Origin of the sequence: Hoeflea sp. AS60, from assembly GCF_038900115.1 — a bacterium.
Taxonomy (GTDB): domain Bacteria; phylum Pseudomonadota; class Alphaproteobacteria; order Rhizobiales; family Rhizobiaceae; genus Hoeflea.
Genome location: NZ_JBBMQP010000004.1, coordinates 1 through 19,776, shown reverse-complemented (window position 1 = coordinate 19,776; position 19,776 = coordinate 1). Strand labels below are relative to the sequence as shown.

Genomic DNA, 19,776 nt, shown 5'->3' with positions numbered 1-19,776 from the left:
TCAAACCCCGAAACAACGCACTTCCCCCGAACAACCTCGATGATAGCACTACAGCGCCACATCAATCATGACGTGACGCTGTAGCATTTTGAAATCCGCTGTGTAAGCCCGGCCATCAACCCGCTGAGGTTGAAGGCCGGCAGAGTCGGATCAGATGGTCACTGTGTGTGTATCATCATCAACCAGGATCTTGAGTGCTTCCGCACCCGGAGCGACCGAGAACTCGGCAATCTGGACGAAATTCTCTCCGCCGGTGGTGCCATCAACGTCAACCGTCAGGAATTTCCCATCCATCCTGACATAGTCGTTGGCATTGGTATCAGTGACATCTTCGGAGCCGAGGAGCGCCGAGAGATCTACAACATCGCCATCCGCAAAGTTGTAATCAGCGATCATATCAAGAATGCCGTCAGCGCCCATGGCGTTGGACAAGGCCTCCGCGTCGAAGACGAAGGTGTCGCCACCGAGACCACCGGTCAGCTCGTCATGACCAAGACCGCCATTGAGGATGTCGTTGCCCTCACCGCCATTGAGGATGTCGTCACCGAACCCGCCAAACAGCAGGTCCTCGCCGCCAAGACCCAGCAGCGTGTTGTCGCCGCTGTTGCCGGTGATTGTGTTGCCAAGCTCGTTGCCGGTGCCGTCAGGACCATCCTTGTCGAAGGTCGAGTAGGTAATGTCATCGAAAATGAAGCCTTCGTTGACACCGCCGGGCCCGTCCGTGGGCGCGTCCGATGCAGAGGTCCGGAACAACAGGCCGGCCGTCTGGTTGGCTTCGGCATGATACTCATGGGAGCCAGGGAAGGTATCCCGATAGTTCTCGAACGACGTGGACTGACCGATGAACTGATCATCCAGGTAGTAGCTGATCACATCATTGTCCTGACCATCAACGTGGTTGAGAACCATCGTCATGGTGTGCTGGACCGTCGGATCCACCCCTTCGATGAGCGTCTTGTTGCCGGTGAAGGCATCAAAGTCGTTGAGACTTGAACCGGTATCCCAGTTCCCGTCAAGGAGCGGAAGCGCAACCGCGATGCGGATACCGGCTCCGGTGTTCTCGATCCGCATGTAGTTGTTGCGGTCATTCTGTCCTGCGACTGCGAAATCGACCTCCAGTGTCGAATTGTCGGCAGGGTTGGGATCGACCGCCTTGAAGGTGAACTTCGCCTGGATCGAATCTGCCCCGGCCGTGGTGGAGCTTTCTCCCGCAGCGATGGCAAGTTCCGGGGTGTATGGCCCGCCGAAGTCGCCTGAATGGGGATCGGAAGAGACCCGGTAAGCCTGGTCGCCGCCATCGCTCACGACGCTCTGGTCGCGCGTTGTGCCGGCACTTCTCCAGCCGTTCTCGCCATCCTGGATAGCGCCGAGATCGAAGTCCTCAAAGTCCTCCGTGTTGGACGCCAGATCGAGCAGCGTCAGGTTCTCGACATTGTCGCCCAGCGTGTAGCTCTCGCTGGTCCGGATTTCATCCGTGCCTTGGCCAGCCGCCTCGACGACCGTGTCGCTGCCATCGACGACATAGATGTCGTCGCCCAGGCCGCCCGTCATCGTGTCACCGGCTTCCCCGCCGATGATGGTGTCGTTGTTGTCCGAACCATTGATCACCAGTTCCGCCTGAGACAAGGAACCATCAAATGTTCCCTGCATCGGGTCCATATTGACCGTCACCACGCCGCCGGTTGCCGGGTCTGTGGCATTTTCAACATCGGTCACCGACGCATTCTGAATGAGAACGCTGTCGATCAGCACGTGCGGACCATTGTTGTCCTTGCCCGGTTCACCAATACGGAAACCGGTGCTGGTGCCATCGATACTGCCGCCCTGGAATTCGATCTCGCCGTTAAACGAGGCCGGATTTGCGCCGTAGGTAGTTCCGTCGTCGCGGATTTTGACACCTATGGCTGCACCGAACTGGCCGGATGCACCAGCGCCGTTGAGATCGGAATTACCTGAGTTTGTTATGATCGTGTCCACGAACTTAACATTCTCGTAGGTCTCGTATTTCAGGTTGATGTCGATCGCCTGTCCGAACTCGCCATCGGTTCCGCCGAATGGCGGCGAGACGCGGCCATAATTGCCGACACCGTCGAACGTGTTCCCGGCCAGCGCCGCATTAGACAGCTGCTCGAAGTACATCCCCTTTTCCGACATGTCGGAGAAGGCGTTGTTGTTTATTTTCACGCCGTCGAAGGCGCCGTCACCATTGGATGCGGCATAGATATTCAGTCCGTGGATGCCGTTGGTGAAGGTATTGCCGCTGATGGTGACATCGGTCACGTCGGCTGCCGTTCCCTTGCGGACGCCGGTCACATTGTCGGTGAAGACGTTGTTGGTGATCGACACGCCATCGGAGGACCCGAGGTTAACACCAACCGAGAAGCCGGTGACGGTGAAGCCATTGAGCGTGACGTCGTCCGAACCGATCGTAATCCCGTTGCTGGCCGAGTAGGCAGGGTGGTTTGCCTCGAAGAATTCGTCGAGCCCCATGCCCGGGGGCACACCGAGATCCGACAGCAGCGATCCTTCGATCACCGCGGTGCCGGGGCCATCGGCTGACATCAGGGTGACCGCTTTGTCGATGAGCAGGCTTTCATTGTAGGTGCCCGCCCGGACCATGATGGTATCGCCGTCCGATGCGTTGTTGATCGCTGCCTGGATCGACATGCCTTCAACCACGATGAAGGTCGAACCCAGCTCGGCATCGACATCGTCGGGGCCATTCGGACCTGTGATAACCGAAGCGGTGTTACCGCCGTTCAGCGCCTGCAGGCCCAGTGCAAAATCCACAGCGTCGGATTCAGACCCAAAGAAGAAGGTGAAGTCTTCTCCGCTGCTGCGATGCTCGTCATTCTGCACCGCGTAGACACCACCCGGGAAAATCCCGCCGAAGTCGACATTTGCCACGAAAGTCTCGGCGCCGAGAAGAGGCTCCTCTTCAGCATAAATACCGATCGGCTCGTCGTGGCTGTAGCTGCCCTTGAAGCTGATATCATTGGTGCCCGGCTCGTAGCTGCGGCCAGCTGAATAGAGAGCCACCGAACCCCAGTTGTTACCAGTGGTGCTGATGTCAGTCAGTTCGATGCCGGTAGAGTCCGACATGGCAATTCCGACACCGGCCGTGTCCATGCCATCAGCCGTCACATTGATGAGCTTGGCGCCATCAACCCCGTTCAGATCGATTTCAGAACGGCCCGCGCCCTGAACCGTCACATTTTCCAGCTGGAAGCCGGTTAGCGAACTCTCAGGAGCACCGCCTGGAGCGACCTTGATGCCGTAGCTGGTCGTTCCCGATGCATCGAATGTCAGGTCACTGATGCGAACGTCATCAGCTGTCACGTTGATGCCGTACCCGTTTCCGGTGGCGCTGTGGATGAGCACATCGCCTTCACCGGCACCGATGATCGTCAACGATTTTGAGATGTTGAGCACGTTTGTCAGCGAGTACTCGCCGGCTGCAATCCGCACCGTGTCGCCATCTGTCGTCGTACCATCCGCAATGGCGCTGGCAAGGTCCGCAAATTGGGAAATGTCACCTGTTGTACCGTCTATGACCCAGATTGGTTCGACAGTGACCGAATTATCATCGAACTGGATGGTCTCCACGCTGCCCGAGACAACATAGGTTCCGCCAGGTCCCGAAAGCGTGATCGAGCCGTTCGGGTTCAAGGTCTGGGTATAGGCTGCCTCGTTGCCGCCAACGATGAATGTGTCGTTGCCGCCACCGCCTTCGAATTTGATACCGATCTTGGAATCATCGGTGCCGAAAACCATCTCCGACGCATCGACCGTATCGTCACCGGAACCGCCGATGATGTGGATCGTGTTGACGGCGATGCCTGAGGCCGCGAAGTCTCCGACGAGTTTCAGGGTTCCTGCGCCCGCCGAGAAGTCGACGGTCACTTCCTCGATCCGGTCGACATCGACGACATCACCGCTGCCGTCGTTTGTGGAGACCGTGAAGCCATTGCCGCCGTCTCCGGCGGTGGCGTCAAGCGTGATGGTCTGACCCGCACCGGTGCTCTTGACAATCAGCATATCTCCGGCAGCGCCATTGCCCTGTCCGTCGATCTCGTCTGCCCCGTCGCCAACGCTCCAGATCACTGTATCGTTGCCGCCGCCGCCGAGGATGAAGTCAGCGCCAGTACCGCCGGTTATGGTGTCGTTGCCGCCACCGCCATTGATCGTGTCATCGCCCGCATCACCATACAGCACGTCAACATTGGAATTTCCATTAATGTTGTCGTCACCGTCGCCGCCATGAATTTCGTCATTTCCGCCGCGACCGCGCAGGGTGTCATTGCCACTTCCACCAAACACAATGTCATCATGCGTCGTGCCTTCGATGTTCTGGCCCGTATTGTCGAGGCCATAGATCGAGACTTCCGGTGCACTGCCCGTGAAGCTGTTGGCGCCGACGATATCGCCAACATTGGTCGCGCCAGGGTTCGTGACACCGACGCCGATCTGCTCGAGAACGTTGTTGACGAAGCTGTTGCCGGAAATATCCGAAGCATCCGGACCGTCATTGGAAAGGCCGACATTGTTGGCTTCCAGAACGTTGCCGGTGATCGTCGCATCCGAACCCGGATTGACGTAGATGCCAGTGGCAAAACCGGTGATCTTCGAACCCGAAACAACAAGACCCTGAGCATCGCCGACCGATGTCACGATACCGCGATAGCCGTCAAATCCGCCTGTCCGCTCGATCAGCATATTGGTCAGGCTGACATTATCGGCCTGAACATGGATGCCGGCAAACTCGAAGGCAGACGATACCTTCGCGCCGTCCACGATTTGCAGACCATCAAGGGTCACGCCGTCCGCAAGGATGATAATCCCGCCGACGAGAGAGCTCTCCGCGCCGCGCGCGCCGTCACCGGCGACACCGCTGTTTGCGCCGGTAATGGTGACGTCCTTGTCGATGGTCAGATTCTCGGTGAACGTGCCGGCCTGGACGATGATCGTGTCCCCGTCCTGTGCGTGATCGATTGCTTCCTGGATCGACATCCCGTCGGCCACGATGAATGTGGCGCCGCCGGGAAGCGGCGTTCCGAGATCGGCATCGATGGGCAATCCCGCGTCGAACGGACCTGTGATGACGGAGTCGGTGTTGCCGCCGGCCTGCAGGCCAAGGGCAAAGGCAACGGCCTCCGGCTGGGTCTCGAAGAAGAACGTGAAATTCGTGCTTTCTCCGCCGCGGAACGTGTCGTTCTGCACCACATAGACATCGCCGCTCGCGAAAATGCCGCTGAAGTCGATATTGGTCACAAACGTCTCGTTGCCGAGATAAACCGATTCATCGGCGTAGATCCCGGTCGCCTCGCTATGGGTGTAGTCGCCATTGAAGCTGATGCCGTTGGTACCGGCGACGGGATAGTACTGACCCTTCGAATAGAGGCCAATGGAGCCCCAGTCGTTTCCGGTTGTGGTGATGTCGGTCAACTCGATGCCGGTGCTGTCGGTGAGCGCAATGCCGACGCCGGCCGTTCCCATGCCATCGGCAGTGACGTTGGTCAGGCTCGAATTGTCGACGCCGTTGAGGTCGATCTCGGAGCGGCCTGCACCCTGGACTGTCACATCCTGCAGGGTGAAGTCCGTGAGGGAGCCGCCCGAGGTCGCCGGATTGACCTTGATGCCGTAAACCGAGCTGTTGGATGCATCGAGCGTGAGGCCGCTGATGGTGACATCACTGGCCGTCACGTGAATCCCGTAGTTGTCAGCCGACGTTTCGACCGTAACGCTGCCTTCACCTGCGCCAACAATAGAGATGGACTGGTCGATGACCAGCGTATCGGAAAGCTGATAAGTGCCAGCCGACAGACGGATTGTCTGACCGCTCGTTGCCGCAGCGGCTGCCGCGTCCAGCGTGTCGAACGTGCCGATCAGGTTGTCGGAGCCATCAAACAGCTGCACCTTGTCGCTCAGATCGAGGGTGATGTCGCTGAATTCAAGCGCCTCGATGCTGGTCAGCGTGTCTGTCCCCTCATTGAAGCCAAACACAGTGGTCTCGGTAACGCTGGAGAAGCCGGTGACAAAGCCGTTGGCATCCCGGGTGACCTGAACGTCGTAGTTCGCGACGCCGTCGTCATAGACAGCCGTATCGAAGCCCGAACCGCCAAAGAGCTGGTCGTTGTCCGCACCGCCGCTAAGCGTATCGTCATTGTCTCCGCCGAAGAGCTGGTCTTCTCCGGTTCCGCCGCCAATCTTATCTGCCGCGGTTGTTCCGGTAATGATATCGTTGCCAGCCTCGCCTTCAATCCGGTCGACATTGACCGTCATGCCGGTGAAGTCGAAGGTATTGTCACCGTTGTCGCCTGATACCCAGACGTTGGAATGACCACCATTGTCGATGACTTCTATGTTGCTGGAAGCAGAACCACCGAAATTGCCGGTCAGGCCGATCCGTGTCCCGTCGCTTGTCGCAACGATGGTATCGACGCCCGATGTGCCGCTGTCCTGGTAGGTATCAAAGCCGTGATTGGTTCCCTTCACCTCGTAGGTATCGCCACCCCCTGCACCATCCAGAACGTCGTTGTCCCGGTCGCCGATGATCGTATCCGCAGCAGAGGTTCCGGTGATCGTGTCTTCGCCTGAACCGCCATTTATTGCGGCCACGTTGACACTCATCCCGGAGAAATCGAGCGTGTTGTTATTGCCATCACCAAAGACCACGACACTGCTGTGCCCGTTGCTGTCGATGACTTCGATGCCGGAGGTATTCTTTGAGAAGTTGCCAGCCAGGCCTATGCGGGTGTTGCTATCGGCAGCAAGAATGCGGTCGGTGCCGGTATTGCCGCTGTCCCGATAGGTGTCAAAGCCGTGGCTGGTGGTACGCACCATGTAGGTGTCGCTGCCATGGCCGCCGTCAAGCGTGTCATTTCCCTTGCCGCCGGTGATCGTGTCGTTGCCGGTGCCGCCACTGATGGTGTCATCACCGTCGGTGCCGGTGATGGTGTCATTGCCGCCGCCGCCGACAATGGCAACGTCCGTGAGGGTCATGCCCGCAAAATTGAGCACATTGTCACCGCTGTCGCCCGAAACCCGAACCTGGCTGTGACCATTTGCGGTGATTTCCTCGATGCCCGATGTGTTTTTCGAGAAATCGCCTGCAACGCCGATCTGGGTGTTGTTGCTTGTCGCAACAATCCGGTCGGTGCCGCTGGCTCCGCTGTCCTGATAGGTGTCGAAGCCGTGGCCGGTGCTGAACACTTCGTAGGTATCGCCGCTGTCGCCGCCATCAAGGGTGTCATTTCCCTTGCCGCCGATGATCGTATCGGCGGCCGAAGTGCCGGTGATCGTGTCCGCGCCGTCTCCACCATCAATGGCGTCGACGTCCATGGCAATGCCGGAGAAGTTCAGCGTGTTGTCACCGCTGTCGCCGATAACAACCACACTGCTGTGTCCGTTGCGGCTGATTTCCTCGATGCCGGAAGAGGCCTGGGAGAAGTTCCCAGCCAGGCCGATCCGGGTGTTGTTGCCGTCCGCGAGAATACGGTCCGTTCCACCTGCACCGCTGTCCTGATAGGTGTCGTAACCATGGCTCGTTGTTTTCACGAGATAGGTATCGTCGCCTTCACCACCGTCGAGCAGGTCGTCGTCCTTGCCGCCAACGAGCGTGTCATCGCCCGCGCCGCCAAACAGCCGATCGTCGCCGTCATCGCCGTAGAGCGTGTCGTTGCCGACCTCGTTCTCGAGTGGCTGACCCGGCTTGTCAGCGCCATAAAGCTCATCATCGCCGTCGCCACCGTGCAGGATATCGTTGCCGCCCTTGCCGATGATCCGGTCGTTGTAGTCCGTTCCCGTGATCTCCTGGTCAACAGCCGTCTGGCCTGGCTTGTCGCCCTGGATCTCGGTGACGATGCCGCTGGTCGGCAGCGTGATCACAAAACCTGACGCATCAATGGTGTCATCCGACACGCCGTCAATATTGAACAGCGGACCCCAATTGCTTTCGGCGCCCGAGAGATCAAGGCCGGTTCCGGTGATCGAAAGACCATTGATCTCGCCAAAGTTGAAGATCGCGATCGGGTTCTTGTGGTAAGCGCCCGTCACTTCAACGTCGTTGAAGATGACCGTACCGATATTCGGTGCAACATACGGTATGCCCGGGTTGCCGCTTCCATTGTTCACATAGCCGGTAATATCGACGGCAAAGTCAGGCCGGTCGTTCTGTGCAGTGGCAGCTGTCGCACCCACAAAGGTCACGCCCTGGAACGAAGCATCGCCCTGGTAGCCGAACAGTTTGACGTGGCTGGTGCCATTGTAGTTGGTCTGGAAACCGTTGTTGGCGAAGTCGGTATCGACAATCTCCAATTCCGTGATTCCGGCGACGATCGGCCCATTGCCGTCATTGTCCGGATCATCGCCGACCAGATAGACGCCGTGCTGGGAGTTGCCGCTGATCTCGCTGTTCGAAATCGTCAGTTTGCCGGCATTGGCCGTGGTTTCAACATAAACGCCGTTAATACCGCCGATGAGATCGATATTGTCGATGGCCACATTGCCACCACCCAGATCACCGGCAAGACTTACGGCGTTGCCCGAGGTCGGGTCGATAGATACGTCACCGACACCGACGAAGGAAAGCGCCTTGGTGACAGACACGTTCTCGTCGTAAGTGCCCTCGTGGACCTCGACCGTATAACCGTCAAGCGTGGAACCCGCATCGATCGCGTCCTGGATCTTGTCGTAGGTACCGACCAGATAGCCGTCGGCATTGAGCACGAAGACATCAGCATTCATGTCGAAGATCTGACCGCCAATATCCAGGAACTCGACATTGGCATTGGCCGTATCGACCGCGCCACTGAACAGATCTGTGATCGTAACCGTTCCGTCCGCGGCGACCGAGATGGTGTAGCCCGAAGCCGCGCCGGTTGCCACGTATGTGTCGATGTCGGCGCCGCCGTCGAAGGTGTCATTACCGACACCGGAGGTGAAGGTGTCGTTCCCACCATTGCCGTTGAAGTCGATACCGACCTTCGAATCGGGGTCCGTGTCCGTCATCCCTGAGCCATTGACAACGTCGTTACCGACACCGCCCTCGATATGGATCGTGGAGGTGTTCACACCGGAGGCCACAAAGTCGCCGGTTACCGTGACCGTATCGCCAAAGGCCGACAGCGTAAGTTCAACCTCCTCGACGTTCTGGACAGTGGCGGTATCAAATCCGTCATTCACCGTGAAGCCACCGGCGACTGGTGCATCGAGCGTAATGGTCTGCTGTGCACCGCTGTCGTTGACGACCCGCAGCACATCTCCCGCCGCAGTTGCGTCGTCGCCGCCGTCGATAACGTCGTTGTCGTCGCCATTGCCGGTGTTCCAGTAGATGACATCATCGCCATCGCCACCGTTGATGGTATCAGCGCCGGCACCTGCGATCAGTATGTCGTTACCGCCGTTGCCGTTGAGCACATCCGCACCAGGCGTCATGTCGAAGATCACGTCGCCTCCGGCGCCGCCGGTCAAGACGTTGCCGCTGTAGGTTCCCGGAACGCCCTTGTTGTCGATGAACATCCCGCGGCTGTCGCCGGTCAGACTATGATCAAGCGTGTTGTCTGTCACATCAGTGTTCGGACCACGAGCCCGAAGCGCGGTGCCAAACCGATCCGTAAAGCCGGTGAAGGTGTTGTTGGAGATCACCGAATCCGCCGCATCGATTGTAACAAGCGTATTGCCCTGCGCTGACACACTATCATCCGAGCTGGTACCACCGGCAGTGCCGGTCACCAGATTGTTGGAGAAGGTAATCGTGTTCGAGGTGTAGGGCCCGCTGCCACCATTGCCCAGCACCACCAGCTGCCGCGGCACATTGTTGCCCACGTCGAACTGCGTCCCGAAGCCAACTCCGGACGGATTCGTCCCCTCGAATGTCTGGCCCGAGAAGATATTGCCATCAATCAGCGTATCGGTCACCGCACCGGCAGATTCTGACATCAGGCCCGCATCGCCACGTGCGACGATATCGTTGCCCTGGATGGTGATACCTGTGTGGTCGCCCTGCAGGTAGACAGCGCCCTTCTCTATCGGGCCATTTCCATTGATCCCGCGGATCGTGAAGCCGTGCCCGATCCCACCGATAGTTACATTGTTGACATTCGGATCGACTTCTATCGTGCCCAGTTCGGAGCCGCTGTTGACACCGTCAATGAAGGTCACGTCACGGCCATCCGACGAGATCAGAGTGATCGATTTGTCGATTGTAATGTTCTCGTTATAGGTGCCCTTATGCACCTCGACAGTGTACCCGGCCATCGTCGAGCCTGCGTCAATCGCTTCCTGGATCTTCTCGTAGGTGCCGATCAGGTTACCGGAATCGTCGAACACGAAGACGTTGGCAAGAAGGTTGAGATCTACGCCATTGCTGCCGAAGTCGATGCCTTCGATGCCGTAGAGCGTGTCGGTCTTGCCAGCGGAGATGTCTTCCACCAGCCAGTTGCCGTTGGTGTCCCGGGTGACATTATAGTTGCCCGCAACACCGTCATATAGCGCGGTGTCGCTTTCGCCGGCCTGGGCCAGGCGGTTGACGTCAAGCCCGATGTTTTCCTCGTTGCCGTACAGCGTGTCGCTGCCGCCACCGCCCTTGAGCATGTCATTGCCCGCTCCACCAACCAGGATGTCGCCGGTGCCGCCATTGTAGCCAAGGTCGCCGATCAGCGTGTCATCGCCGCCAAGGCCACGCAACTCGTCGCCGTTGTTGCTGCCGGTCAGGATGTTGGCATTTGCGTCGCCGGTGAAGTGAGCGGTGGAATTGTGTGCCGCCGTCACGTTCTCGAAGCCCGAGATCGTGTCGCCGTCCAGTTCGCCGCCCGAGACCGTGTTGGTGGTCAGGTTGACCGTGTGGATCAGCGATGCTGCGCCGCCCACCGACAGCCGCAGCGTGTCGTTGCCTGCACCGCCCGAAAGCACATCCGCGCCGGCGCCGCCGTCGATGATGTCATTGCCGTCATTGCCCGAGATCGTGTCGTTGCCTGCACGGCCCTGGATGATGTCATCCCGGCCCGAGCCGACGATCACGTTGTCGGAGCTGTTGCCGATCACCTGGCTGGCAGGTCCAGCGCTGACGTCAGCTGCGTTCAGGATCAGGTTCTCGATGCCGGTGAAGGTTGCGCCATGGGCTGCATAGCCGCCACCAGAGCCGCCATCATTGAGGTCGACCGTGACCTTGCCGGTGAGAGCCGAAAGGTCGACCGTGTCGACGCCCAAGCCGCCATCGAAGGTGGTTCCACCGCCATCGACCAGATAGTCGTTGCCGGCACCGCCGCGCAGCACATCGGTGCCCGCGCCGCCGATCAGCAGATCATCGCTGTCGTCACCGACAAAGGTGTTGTTGCCGCCCAGACCCTGGATGGCGATGTCGTCAGCGTTGGTGCTGAAGTTGTTGGTGACGCTCAGCGGCAGGGTGGAAAGATCCAGATTGCCGTCGATGCCATCGATGTTCAGGCCATGCCATTTGGCAGTGACGTTGATCGTCAGGCCGGTACCGATGATGTTGAGACCATTGGCGTTGGCGAAATTGTAAATTGCCATACCGACCTTGGAATAGGTGCCGGTGATGTTCACGTCGTCGAGCGTAACAGTGCCCATCGGCTGGAACGGTGCATTGACGCCGCGGAACTGGATGCCGTTCTCGGCAGCAGCACCGGGGTTCTCCACAGTCACACCGGTCAGCGTGACATTGCCGTTGTAGAGGTAGAACGAGACAGGACCTTCGCCCGAACCGCCCGAGTCAGTGGTCGCGTTGCCGGTGAAGACAACTGTGTCGAGGCTGATCGCAGCCACGCCAGTGGCGTTGTTTACGTGCAGGCCGTTGTACTTGCCGCCTGTCACCGTGCCGTCTTCCAGGCTGATGCTGTCGTACACGGCAGCCGAGTTCACCAGAATGACCTGGTTGCCCGCACCGGTGAAGTCGATGTTGTCGATGCTCAGCGTCTGGCCTGCGCCGCCACCATTCACCGTCAGTGCTATGCTGCCTGCGCCGTCAACAGTAACATTGCCGACACCCTTGAGAGTGATCCCTTCGGCGATCGTCAGGTTCTCGACGTAGGTCCCCTCGTGCACTTCCACAGTATAGCCCGCATCAGCCGCAGCGATGCCCGCGCCGATGCTCGCGAATGTACCGACCAGATTGTTGCTGGCATCAAACACCAGCACATTGGCTGTCAGGTCGAGCTCGATGGCCCCGCCATTGAAGTTGATGCCTTCAATACCATTCAGCGTATCGGTTTCGCCCGAACCAGCTTTGGTGACCTGCCAAGAGCCATTGCCGTTACGGCTAATCGCGTAGTCGTTCTGGTTACCGTAGATGACGACCGTATCGTTCTCGCTGGAAACGGCGTTGACGTTGTCTGCAACGCCCGTGTCCGAACCGTTGCCGAAGATGGTGTCGTTGCCGCCATTGATGAAGAAGGTATCGTCGCCGGAGCCACCGATCATGGTGTCACTGCCTGCTCCGCCAGAAATCTGGTCATTGCCGGCGCCGCCATCAAGCAGGTCGTCGCCGTCATTGCCGGCGAGAACGTCGTTGTCGCCGTCCCCGTAAAGCTGGTCGTCACCCACTCCGCCGCGCAGCGTGTCGTTGCCGTCATGGCCGTGCGCGACAATACGCACGTCCGATGCCGGGACTGTGCTGGTCATGCTGGATCCATCGACCACGTCATCGCCCGACCCGCCTTCAAACTTGATGGTCGAGACCGCGACGCCGGAAGTGGCGAAATCACCGGTGATGTTGAGTGTGCCGCTTCCCGCGGTGAAGTCGATTTCGACTTCTTCAACGTTCTGGACGGAAACCGTGCCCGTTCCCGACGCGGCGGTGAAGCCTGGCGTTCCTGAAACGGCGTTCAGCGTGACGGTCTGGCCTGCCGCTGTCGCAGAGACCTCGAGCGTATCATTGTCCGCGCCTCCATCAACATTGTCGGAACCGTCGCCGACATTCCAGACGATGGCGTCATCGCCAGCGTCACCCTTGATGGTGTCATTGCCGCCGCCGCCGGTCAGGCGATCATTTCCTGCCCCGCCATTTATGGTGTCCGTGCCGCCGGTGCCGGTGAGCGTGTCGTTGCCGCTGCCGCCGACGATGTTCATCGGACTTCCCGATGCGGTATTGGTTGCTGCGTCAGCATCCGGGTTGCCCCCGGCATCGAACACGATGTTGGACGTTACAGCGCTGAAGTTGAACTCGGTGATCACATTGGTGAAAACGTTGTCTTCGAGCGTGGTCAGTTCCGGTCCGTTAACGAGCGCGTCAATCTTGATCGCGTTGACCACCCGGAAGAAGGTGTTGTCGGTGACTGTCCACGGTGTGTTGTCGGGCGCATTGCCGGCATCAAACACAGCGAGATGGATGGCGCTGTGGCCGCTGTTGAAATCATTGCCCGAGATAACAAGATCCGAAAGGCCCGACGCATCGGACTGGATCGCAAAGGTCCAGTTGACGCCGTAATGGCCTGAGCCGGCACCGCCGAAGGCATTGTTCGAGATGTCGACTGCGCCGGTTGCCGCCGCGTCGACAAGAATCCCCACTCCGCCTGAAGGCGTGTTCGGGTGGTAGACCACGCTGTTCTCGAGCGTGACATTGGAGCCGCCTTCAACCGTCAGCGAGGGCTGACCGGCAGGTTTTTCCAGCCGCACACCATCGAGTGTGACATCGATTGCCGCACCGTTGACCGTGATTTCACCGCTGATAACGGCTTCGCCGGTCCGGGTAAGGCTGGCCAGATCACCGTCATTCGGACCGACGATGGTCACCGAATGGCCGATGAGCACATCGCCAGAGTAGGTGCCTTCCGCAAGCCGGATGACATCGTCCGTGGTGGAGCGGCCAGCCGAAGCGTCGACAGCTTCCTGGATTGTCTCGAAAGAGGCAATCAGCACGCCGCCGGCATCAAACAGCTGTACGCCATGGGCCAGGTTGATGGAGAAGTCGCCAAAGCCGACGATCTCGATTTCCGCCAGACTGTCGGTTCCTGTGTCGCCGTCAACAGCCGGGGCCACATCCTTTACCTGGGTGATGTCAACGACAAAGCCATTGGCATCGGTGACCAGCGTCAGCTCATAGCCGGCACGGTCGCCGGCATACTCCACCGTATCGCCGATACCTGCTGTTTCACCTGTCTCGCCGCCGGTAAAGCTGTCATTGCCGCCCGTGCCGAAGAAGGTATCGTCGCCACCATTGCCCTTGATGTTGTCTTGGCCGCTTGTACCGGTGACTTCATCATCACCACTGCCAGTCGAGATGTTCAAAACACCATTGCTGGAGAAATTGTTCGTTGCCACAGAACTCAGGTCAATGTCGATATCGGTGGTAACGTTGGTGAAGCTGATTTCACCGAGAACATTGCTGAATTCGTTCCCGCTGATGCTGTCAATAACAGTTCCGTTGGTAATCGCATCAATCACCAGGCCATAGGCGACCTTTGTAAACAAGTTGTCGGAGATCGAACCTGTTGCTTCATCATAGGTCGCGAGCCTGATCGCCGAGCCCAGCGACAGACCGAAAACATTGTCATCGATGGTCAGGTCGACGCCTGCGCCATCCGACCTGATCGCCGGATCAAAATTGGTGTTGTAATGACCGCCACCGGCGCCACCAAAACTGTTCATCGTGATGCTGACAGCGCCGGTTGCATTCACCGTCAGGTAAATGCCGCGGTCGCCGTTAGCCACACCAGTGCTGGTTGCATGGAAAACACTGTTCTCGATAGTCACATCAGCGCCGCCGTCGACGGTCACGCCGTCGAACTGCGCAGCCGGACCGCTGGTGTTGGAGATTTCTACACCATTGATGACAACCGTGCCGGTTGTCGCAGTCACTGTGATTTCACCCTCGATGACCGTTTCAGCCGAGCGCACGCCGTTGCCGGCTGTGCCCCAGTTCGCGCCAAGGATCGTAACCGCCTTGTCGATGGTCGTGTCGCCGACAAAGGTGCCGGCTGCGATCATGATCGTGTCGCCGGCAGTTGCCGCATTCACCGCGTCCTGCAGGCTGTCGAAACCGCCATTGCCGACCAGCAGGATATTACCGCTGCCGCCGTGCTCGATGATCTCGATCTCGATCAGTCCGTCGGTGCCTTCGGTGCTTGCGGTCGCAACCGTCCAGCCGGCCTGGTCGCCCGCTGTAGCCGCATCGGCATCGGCGACGAAAGTGACCATGTCAGGTGTCAGTGTGTGGGAATAGACCGCGGTGTCGGTGCCGGTGCCGCCGTCCAGCAGATCGTTGCCGGTACCGCCGTCCAGTTCGTCATTGTCGTCGTCCCCGAACATGCGGTCTGCACCCGCCCCGCCCTGCAGGTTGTCTTCGCCGGCGCCGCCGTGCAGTTCGTCGGCATTGTTGTTGCCGCGCAGAACGTCATCGCCGCCATTGCCGAAGAGCTGATCCGCGCCGGAGCCGCCATTGATGGTGTCATCCATGTCGCCGCCATTGACGATATCGGAGCCGCCACCGGCGTTGAAGACGTTGCCCGGGCCATATTCACCTGCGAGCGCGTCACCAGCGTTCGGCAGATATACGGTATCGTCCCCATCCATCGCGTCGAGATACTTGTCGTCCTGTGCATCTGCTGCAGTCAGCACTCTCAGATCGACGGTGTCGTCACCGCTACTGAACAACACGTCATTGGCGCCATTGACGGTCACCGTGATCGTCTGGGTCGCCGTACCGCCCTTGCCGTCGGCGACTTCAACCACGTACTCGATCTCAACGGCGTCTCCCGTCTTCAGGTAATCGAAGAAATCATCGCTGGCGTTGAACTCCCAGTTGATGCTGCCGCCGGTAGTTGCAGCGGTTGAGGAAACCGACCCGCCAACGCTCATCAGCGCAAGTGCTGCCGCATCGAAAGCTGCGGTGGACAGGTCGCCTGTACCCCCGACAAGACGCGTTGCAGAAACCACCCTGAACGTCTGCACGTCGCTGACATCGACGTCATTGAAGGCCAGCGATCCGGTAAGTGAATCTCCGGTCAGGACACCCTTTCCGGTCGCACCCGCCACATCCACAGCCTCCGCATAGGTAACGGAAACCGGACCTTCGGTGATCACCGGCGCGTCATTTGTGCCTGTGATCGTGATGGTCACATCCTGGGTGTCTGTGCCGCCATTGCCGTCATTGACAGTGATTGTATAGACCTGCGTCAGGCTCTCGCCAGCAGCCAGCGATTGGATCGCCGTTTCGGCCACCTCGAAATTCCACGAAATCACGCCGGTGTTGCCGCCCGTGGCCTCGTCACCCACATTGATCTGCGCAGTGAAGTCACCGACATAACCAAGAGGCTGCGGTGCAATACCGACTGTATGGCCGTCATTAAGGTCAACATCGGTGAACGGAATCTCGCCGCCCGCAGTGTGCAGGCCTCCGGTGCCGCTGGCAAATTCGGCCACGCTGGTTTCAGTGCCATCGACATTCAAGCCCAGACCATCAACCGCCAGTCCTCCTGGAACGTCGACGAAGGTGAACCAGCCGTAGCGGTTGCCGCCAACTTCAGCCGGGATCGTGTCAAGCGCATTGGTCCGTGTCTCGGTCCACACAACATTGCCGTTCGCGTCAACCAGATTGAGATCAACGCTCAGAACGCCGCCAACATCATGGAACTGGTGCTGCAGCGTGTACCAACCGCTCGTCGACACCGCCACCTTGTTGGCAATCCCGAGGATCTTGCCGTCATTAGCACCAAAATCCGTGTTGTTGCTGCCCGCAACATACAGCGATCCGTCGGAAGCCTTGAGAACATGGAAGATGAAATCACGCTGGTGCGATCCATCCGTGCCGCTCGCGGCGACCGTATAGTCGAACCCGGTGCCATTGGCCCAGGTCGTATCGAGATAGACCTTGACCTCGGCCGTCCAGTCGCCGGTCCAGTCCGTCCGGTAACCGTCAAACCGCGTGAACGGTCCGTTGCCTCCGGCTTCGCTGATCAGGGCATGGCCCGAGCCGTCCTCGGTCGGCACGTAACCGGCATCACTGGACGACACCAGTTCCACCAGGCCCCACCCTGACCCGGTGGAGTCATCGATCGAGTCGCCCGCACCATCAAAACCGCGGACAAACTCGCGCGTCGCATTGGCCGCAATTACCGGAGCGTCATTGGTGCCGGTAATCGTGATGGTCACGTCGATCGTGTCGATCGCACCGTTCGGATCGGTCACGGTTGCCGTGAAGGTTTCCGTGACGGTCTGGCCTGCAGCGAGCGACTGCGTTGCAGCTGCGCTGTTGTTAACGAAGTAGGTCCACACGCCGGTATCGACGTCGATGGCAAAGTTGCCATAGGTGCCGGCGGCATCGCCCGACCAATCCAGCTGCGCCGTTTCGCCGCTGTCGATATCTGTGGCTGTCAGCTGGCCAGAGGCAGCCGGCAGCAGGCCGTTTGCCTGATCGAAGCCAAGCGCATTGTTGGCCTGTCCTTCATACCCGCCATAGATCGGCCGGCCGGTAAGGCCAAGATCATCGATCGCCTGGGTGAGCTCGGCGTGCAGTGCAGCCTGCGGATCAGTATTGTTGGAGCCATCGGGTGCGGCGAGGAACTTGTCGGCGAGCGACGGTCCATCGAGATTGCCCAGCAGATTGTCGTGCAGGCTCTGCAGCCGTTGCGGAATGCCATTGCCGTTGTTGTCGGCCTGGAACTTGGCGATCACATCGATCAGCGGTGCTCCGCCGCCCTGAATATACTCGGCATATTCAAGTCCGAGACGGACGAAGGCTTCGTTAACCGTGTTGACGTAGTAGGAGCTGTATTGGGTATCCAGGTGTTGCCAGACTGCGGTGATCGCGTCCGCCATCGAGGTTACACCCGGCAGGCCGAGCACGTTCTGCAGCAGTCCGGCCATATCGTCATTGTAGCCCGAAGACGCAAGCAGAGCCGCAATATCGCCGCTAATGGCGGTGAAATCGGCAATGGCTGTCGACGGAGCTGCCGAATCGGCGTCTTCCGTTGCCGCACCGGTCACGACAGAAGTGGCTTCGATCACCGGCGCATCATTGCTGCCGGTGATTGTGATGGTGACCGTGATCGTGTCGGTCGCAAGCTGCGGATCGGTGACGGTCGCAACAAAGCTGTCGGTGACGATCTGCCCTTCGGTCAGCTCCTGCGTCGAGGCAAGGCTGTTGTCGAGCTTGTAGACCCATTCGCCGGTGTTCGTATCAATCGAGAAGGTGCCGTAGGTACCCGAAGCATTGCCCGTCCACAGCAGCTGCGCGGTCTCGCCATTGTCGACATCGGTAGCCGTCAGCTGGCCCGAAGCCGCCTCGACATAGCCGTTGGCGATGTCGAAGTTCCGCACATCGGTGTCCGAGGTGCCCTCGTTGCCTGAGTAGTAGGGACGGGTCAGCAGGTTGGCGTCGACGCCTGTGACCAGGTTGATCAGCGTTGTTTCCTGCGGGTCGCCGGCAAAGCGCTGCGTGATTGCCGCACTGCTGACGTTGCCCAGAAGGTTGTCATGCAAGCTCTGCACCCGCTGCGGAATGCTGTTGCCGTTGTTGTCCGCTGTGTACTTCGCCGTCACATCGACGAGAGGGCTGATCGTGCCAGCCTTGAGTAGACCCGCATAGGCCGCACCCAGACGGATGAAGGCTTCGTTGATCGGATCCTGGGTCGGACCGCCATTGACGTAGTTTTCGTCGAGATAGTTCCAGATCACGGCAATCGCCTGGCTCGCATCGCCAAGCTCACCGGTGATCGCGGTCAGTGCAGCCTCAAGCCCGGAGCCATCAACTTCCAGCCCGGCCAGAAGCGCCTGGGAGCCGCCGGTCAGAACCACATCCGAGCTCAGCGCGCCTCCAAAGCCAGCTTCGTTGATACCGGCAATGTCACCACCTTCAGTAACCGCACCGGCGATTTCAGAAGTGGCTTCGATCACCGGCGCATCATTGGTGCCCTTGATCGTGATAACCAGATTCTGCCCGTCGACAGTGACGTGGCCATCATTGATCTGGCCATTATAGGTGATCGTCAGGGTTTCGCCTTCGCCGAGCCAATCGAGATTTGCGACGGTCGGATCATAGTCCCAGGTAAAGGTCCGCGCCCCGGAATTTGATACCTGCGCTGCAGAGAACTTCACCGCTGCCGCATCAATGAGAGCCGACACGTCAACGCCGACCGGCAGTGCGCCGCCGTTGAAGAGCGCCACACCAGGGCCGCTGACCGACGCTGTCAGTGTATCGCCACGATCCGCATCAGTGACACTGAAAGTGCCGCCGCTGGCAAAGATGTCCTGCGCAGAGGAATCACCAACCACTTCGCTGATGTTGGCCGGGTTGACCGAACCGGTGATAACCGGCACGTCGTTTGTCCCGGTGATCGTGATCTCGACGACCTGGGCATCGTCAGCAATGCCATCGGACACTTCAATCGTATAGTAAAGCTTGGCGACAACGCCCTCACCGAGGAAGTTGAAGGCCGCTCCCTTGCTGTCGAAAGTCCAGTCCAATGCCGCACTGCGCGTGCCACCCGAAGGAAGAACCGTTGGTGTCGGGTCAATGGAGAACATGTTCAACAGGCCGGCGTTGGAATACATCACCGTGCCCGAGCTCAGCGTCCAGGTGACACCCGTCACGCCCGATGTGACAACATCGGTTACGTCGACATCACTGACAGTCAGGGTCCCGGCAGTGCCCAGTGTCGCATTACCTTCAATCAGCGCTTCAGCTGCGCTGTCGCCGGTATCAACAAAAATATCCGGCTGGTCATTGGTGCCGGTCACGGTCACAACGAAGTCGCGGCTGGTCACGCCGCCGTCCAGATCGTCGACTTCAAGCGTGTAGGTCAGCGTTACAACTTCGCCCAC

General features: G+C 59.2%; 1 protein-coding gene. It reads right to left on the bottom strand.

The genetic code is table 11. The features are described from left to right. Positions 1 to 150: 150 nt before the first annotated feature. A complete protein-coding gene (locus WNZ14_RS20520; RefSeq protein ID WP_342870551.1) occupies positions 151 to 19,719 on the bottom strand; it encodes a VCBS domain-containing protein in 19,569 nt (6,522 codons plus the stop codon). Positions 19,720 to 19,776 lie beyond the last annotated feature (57 nt).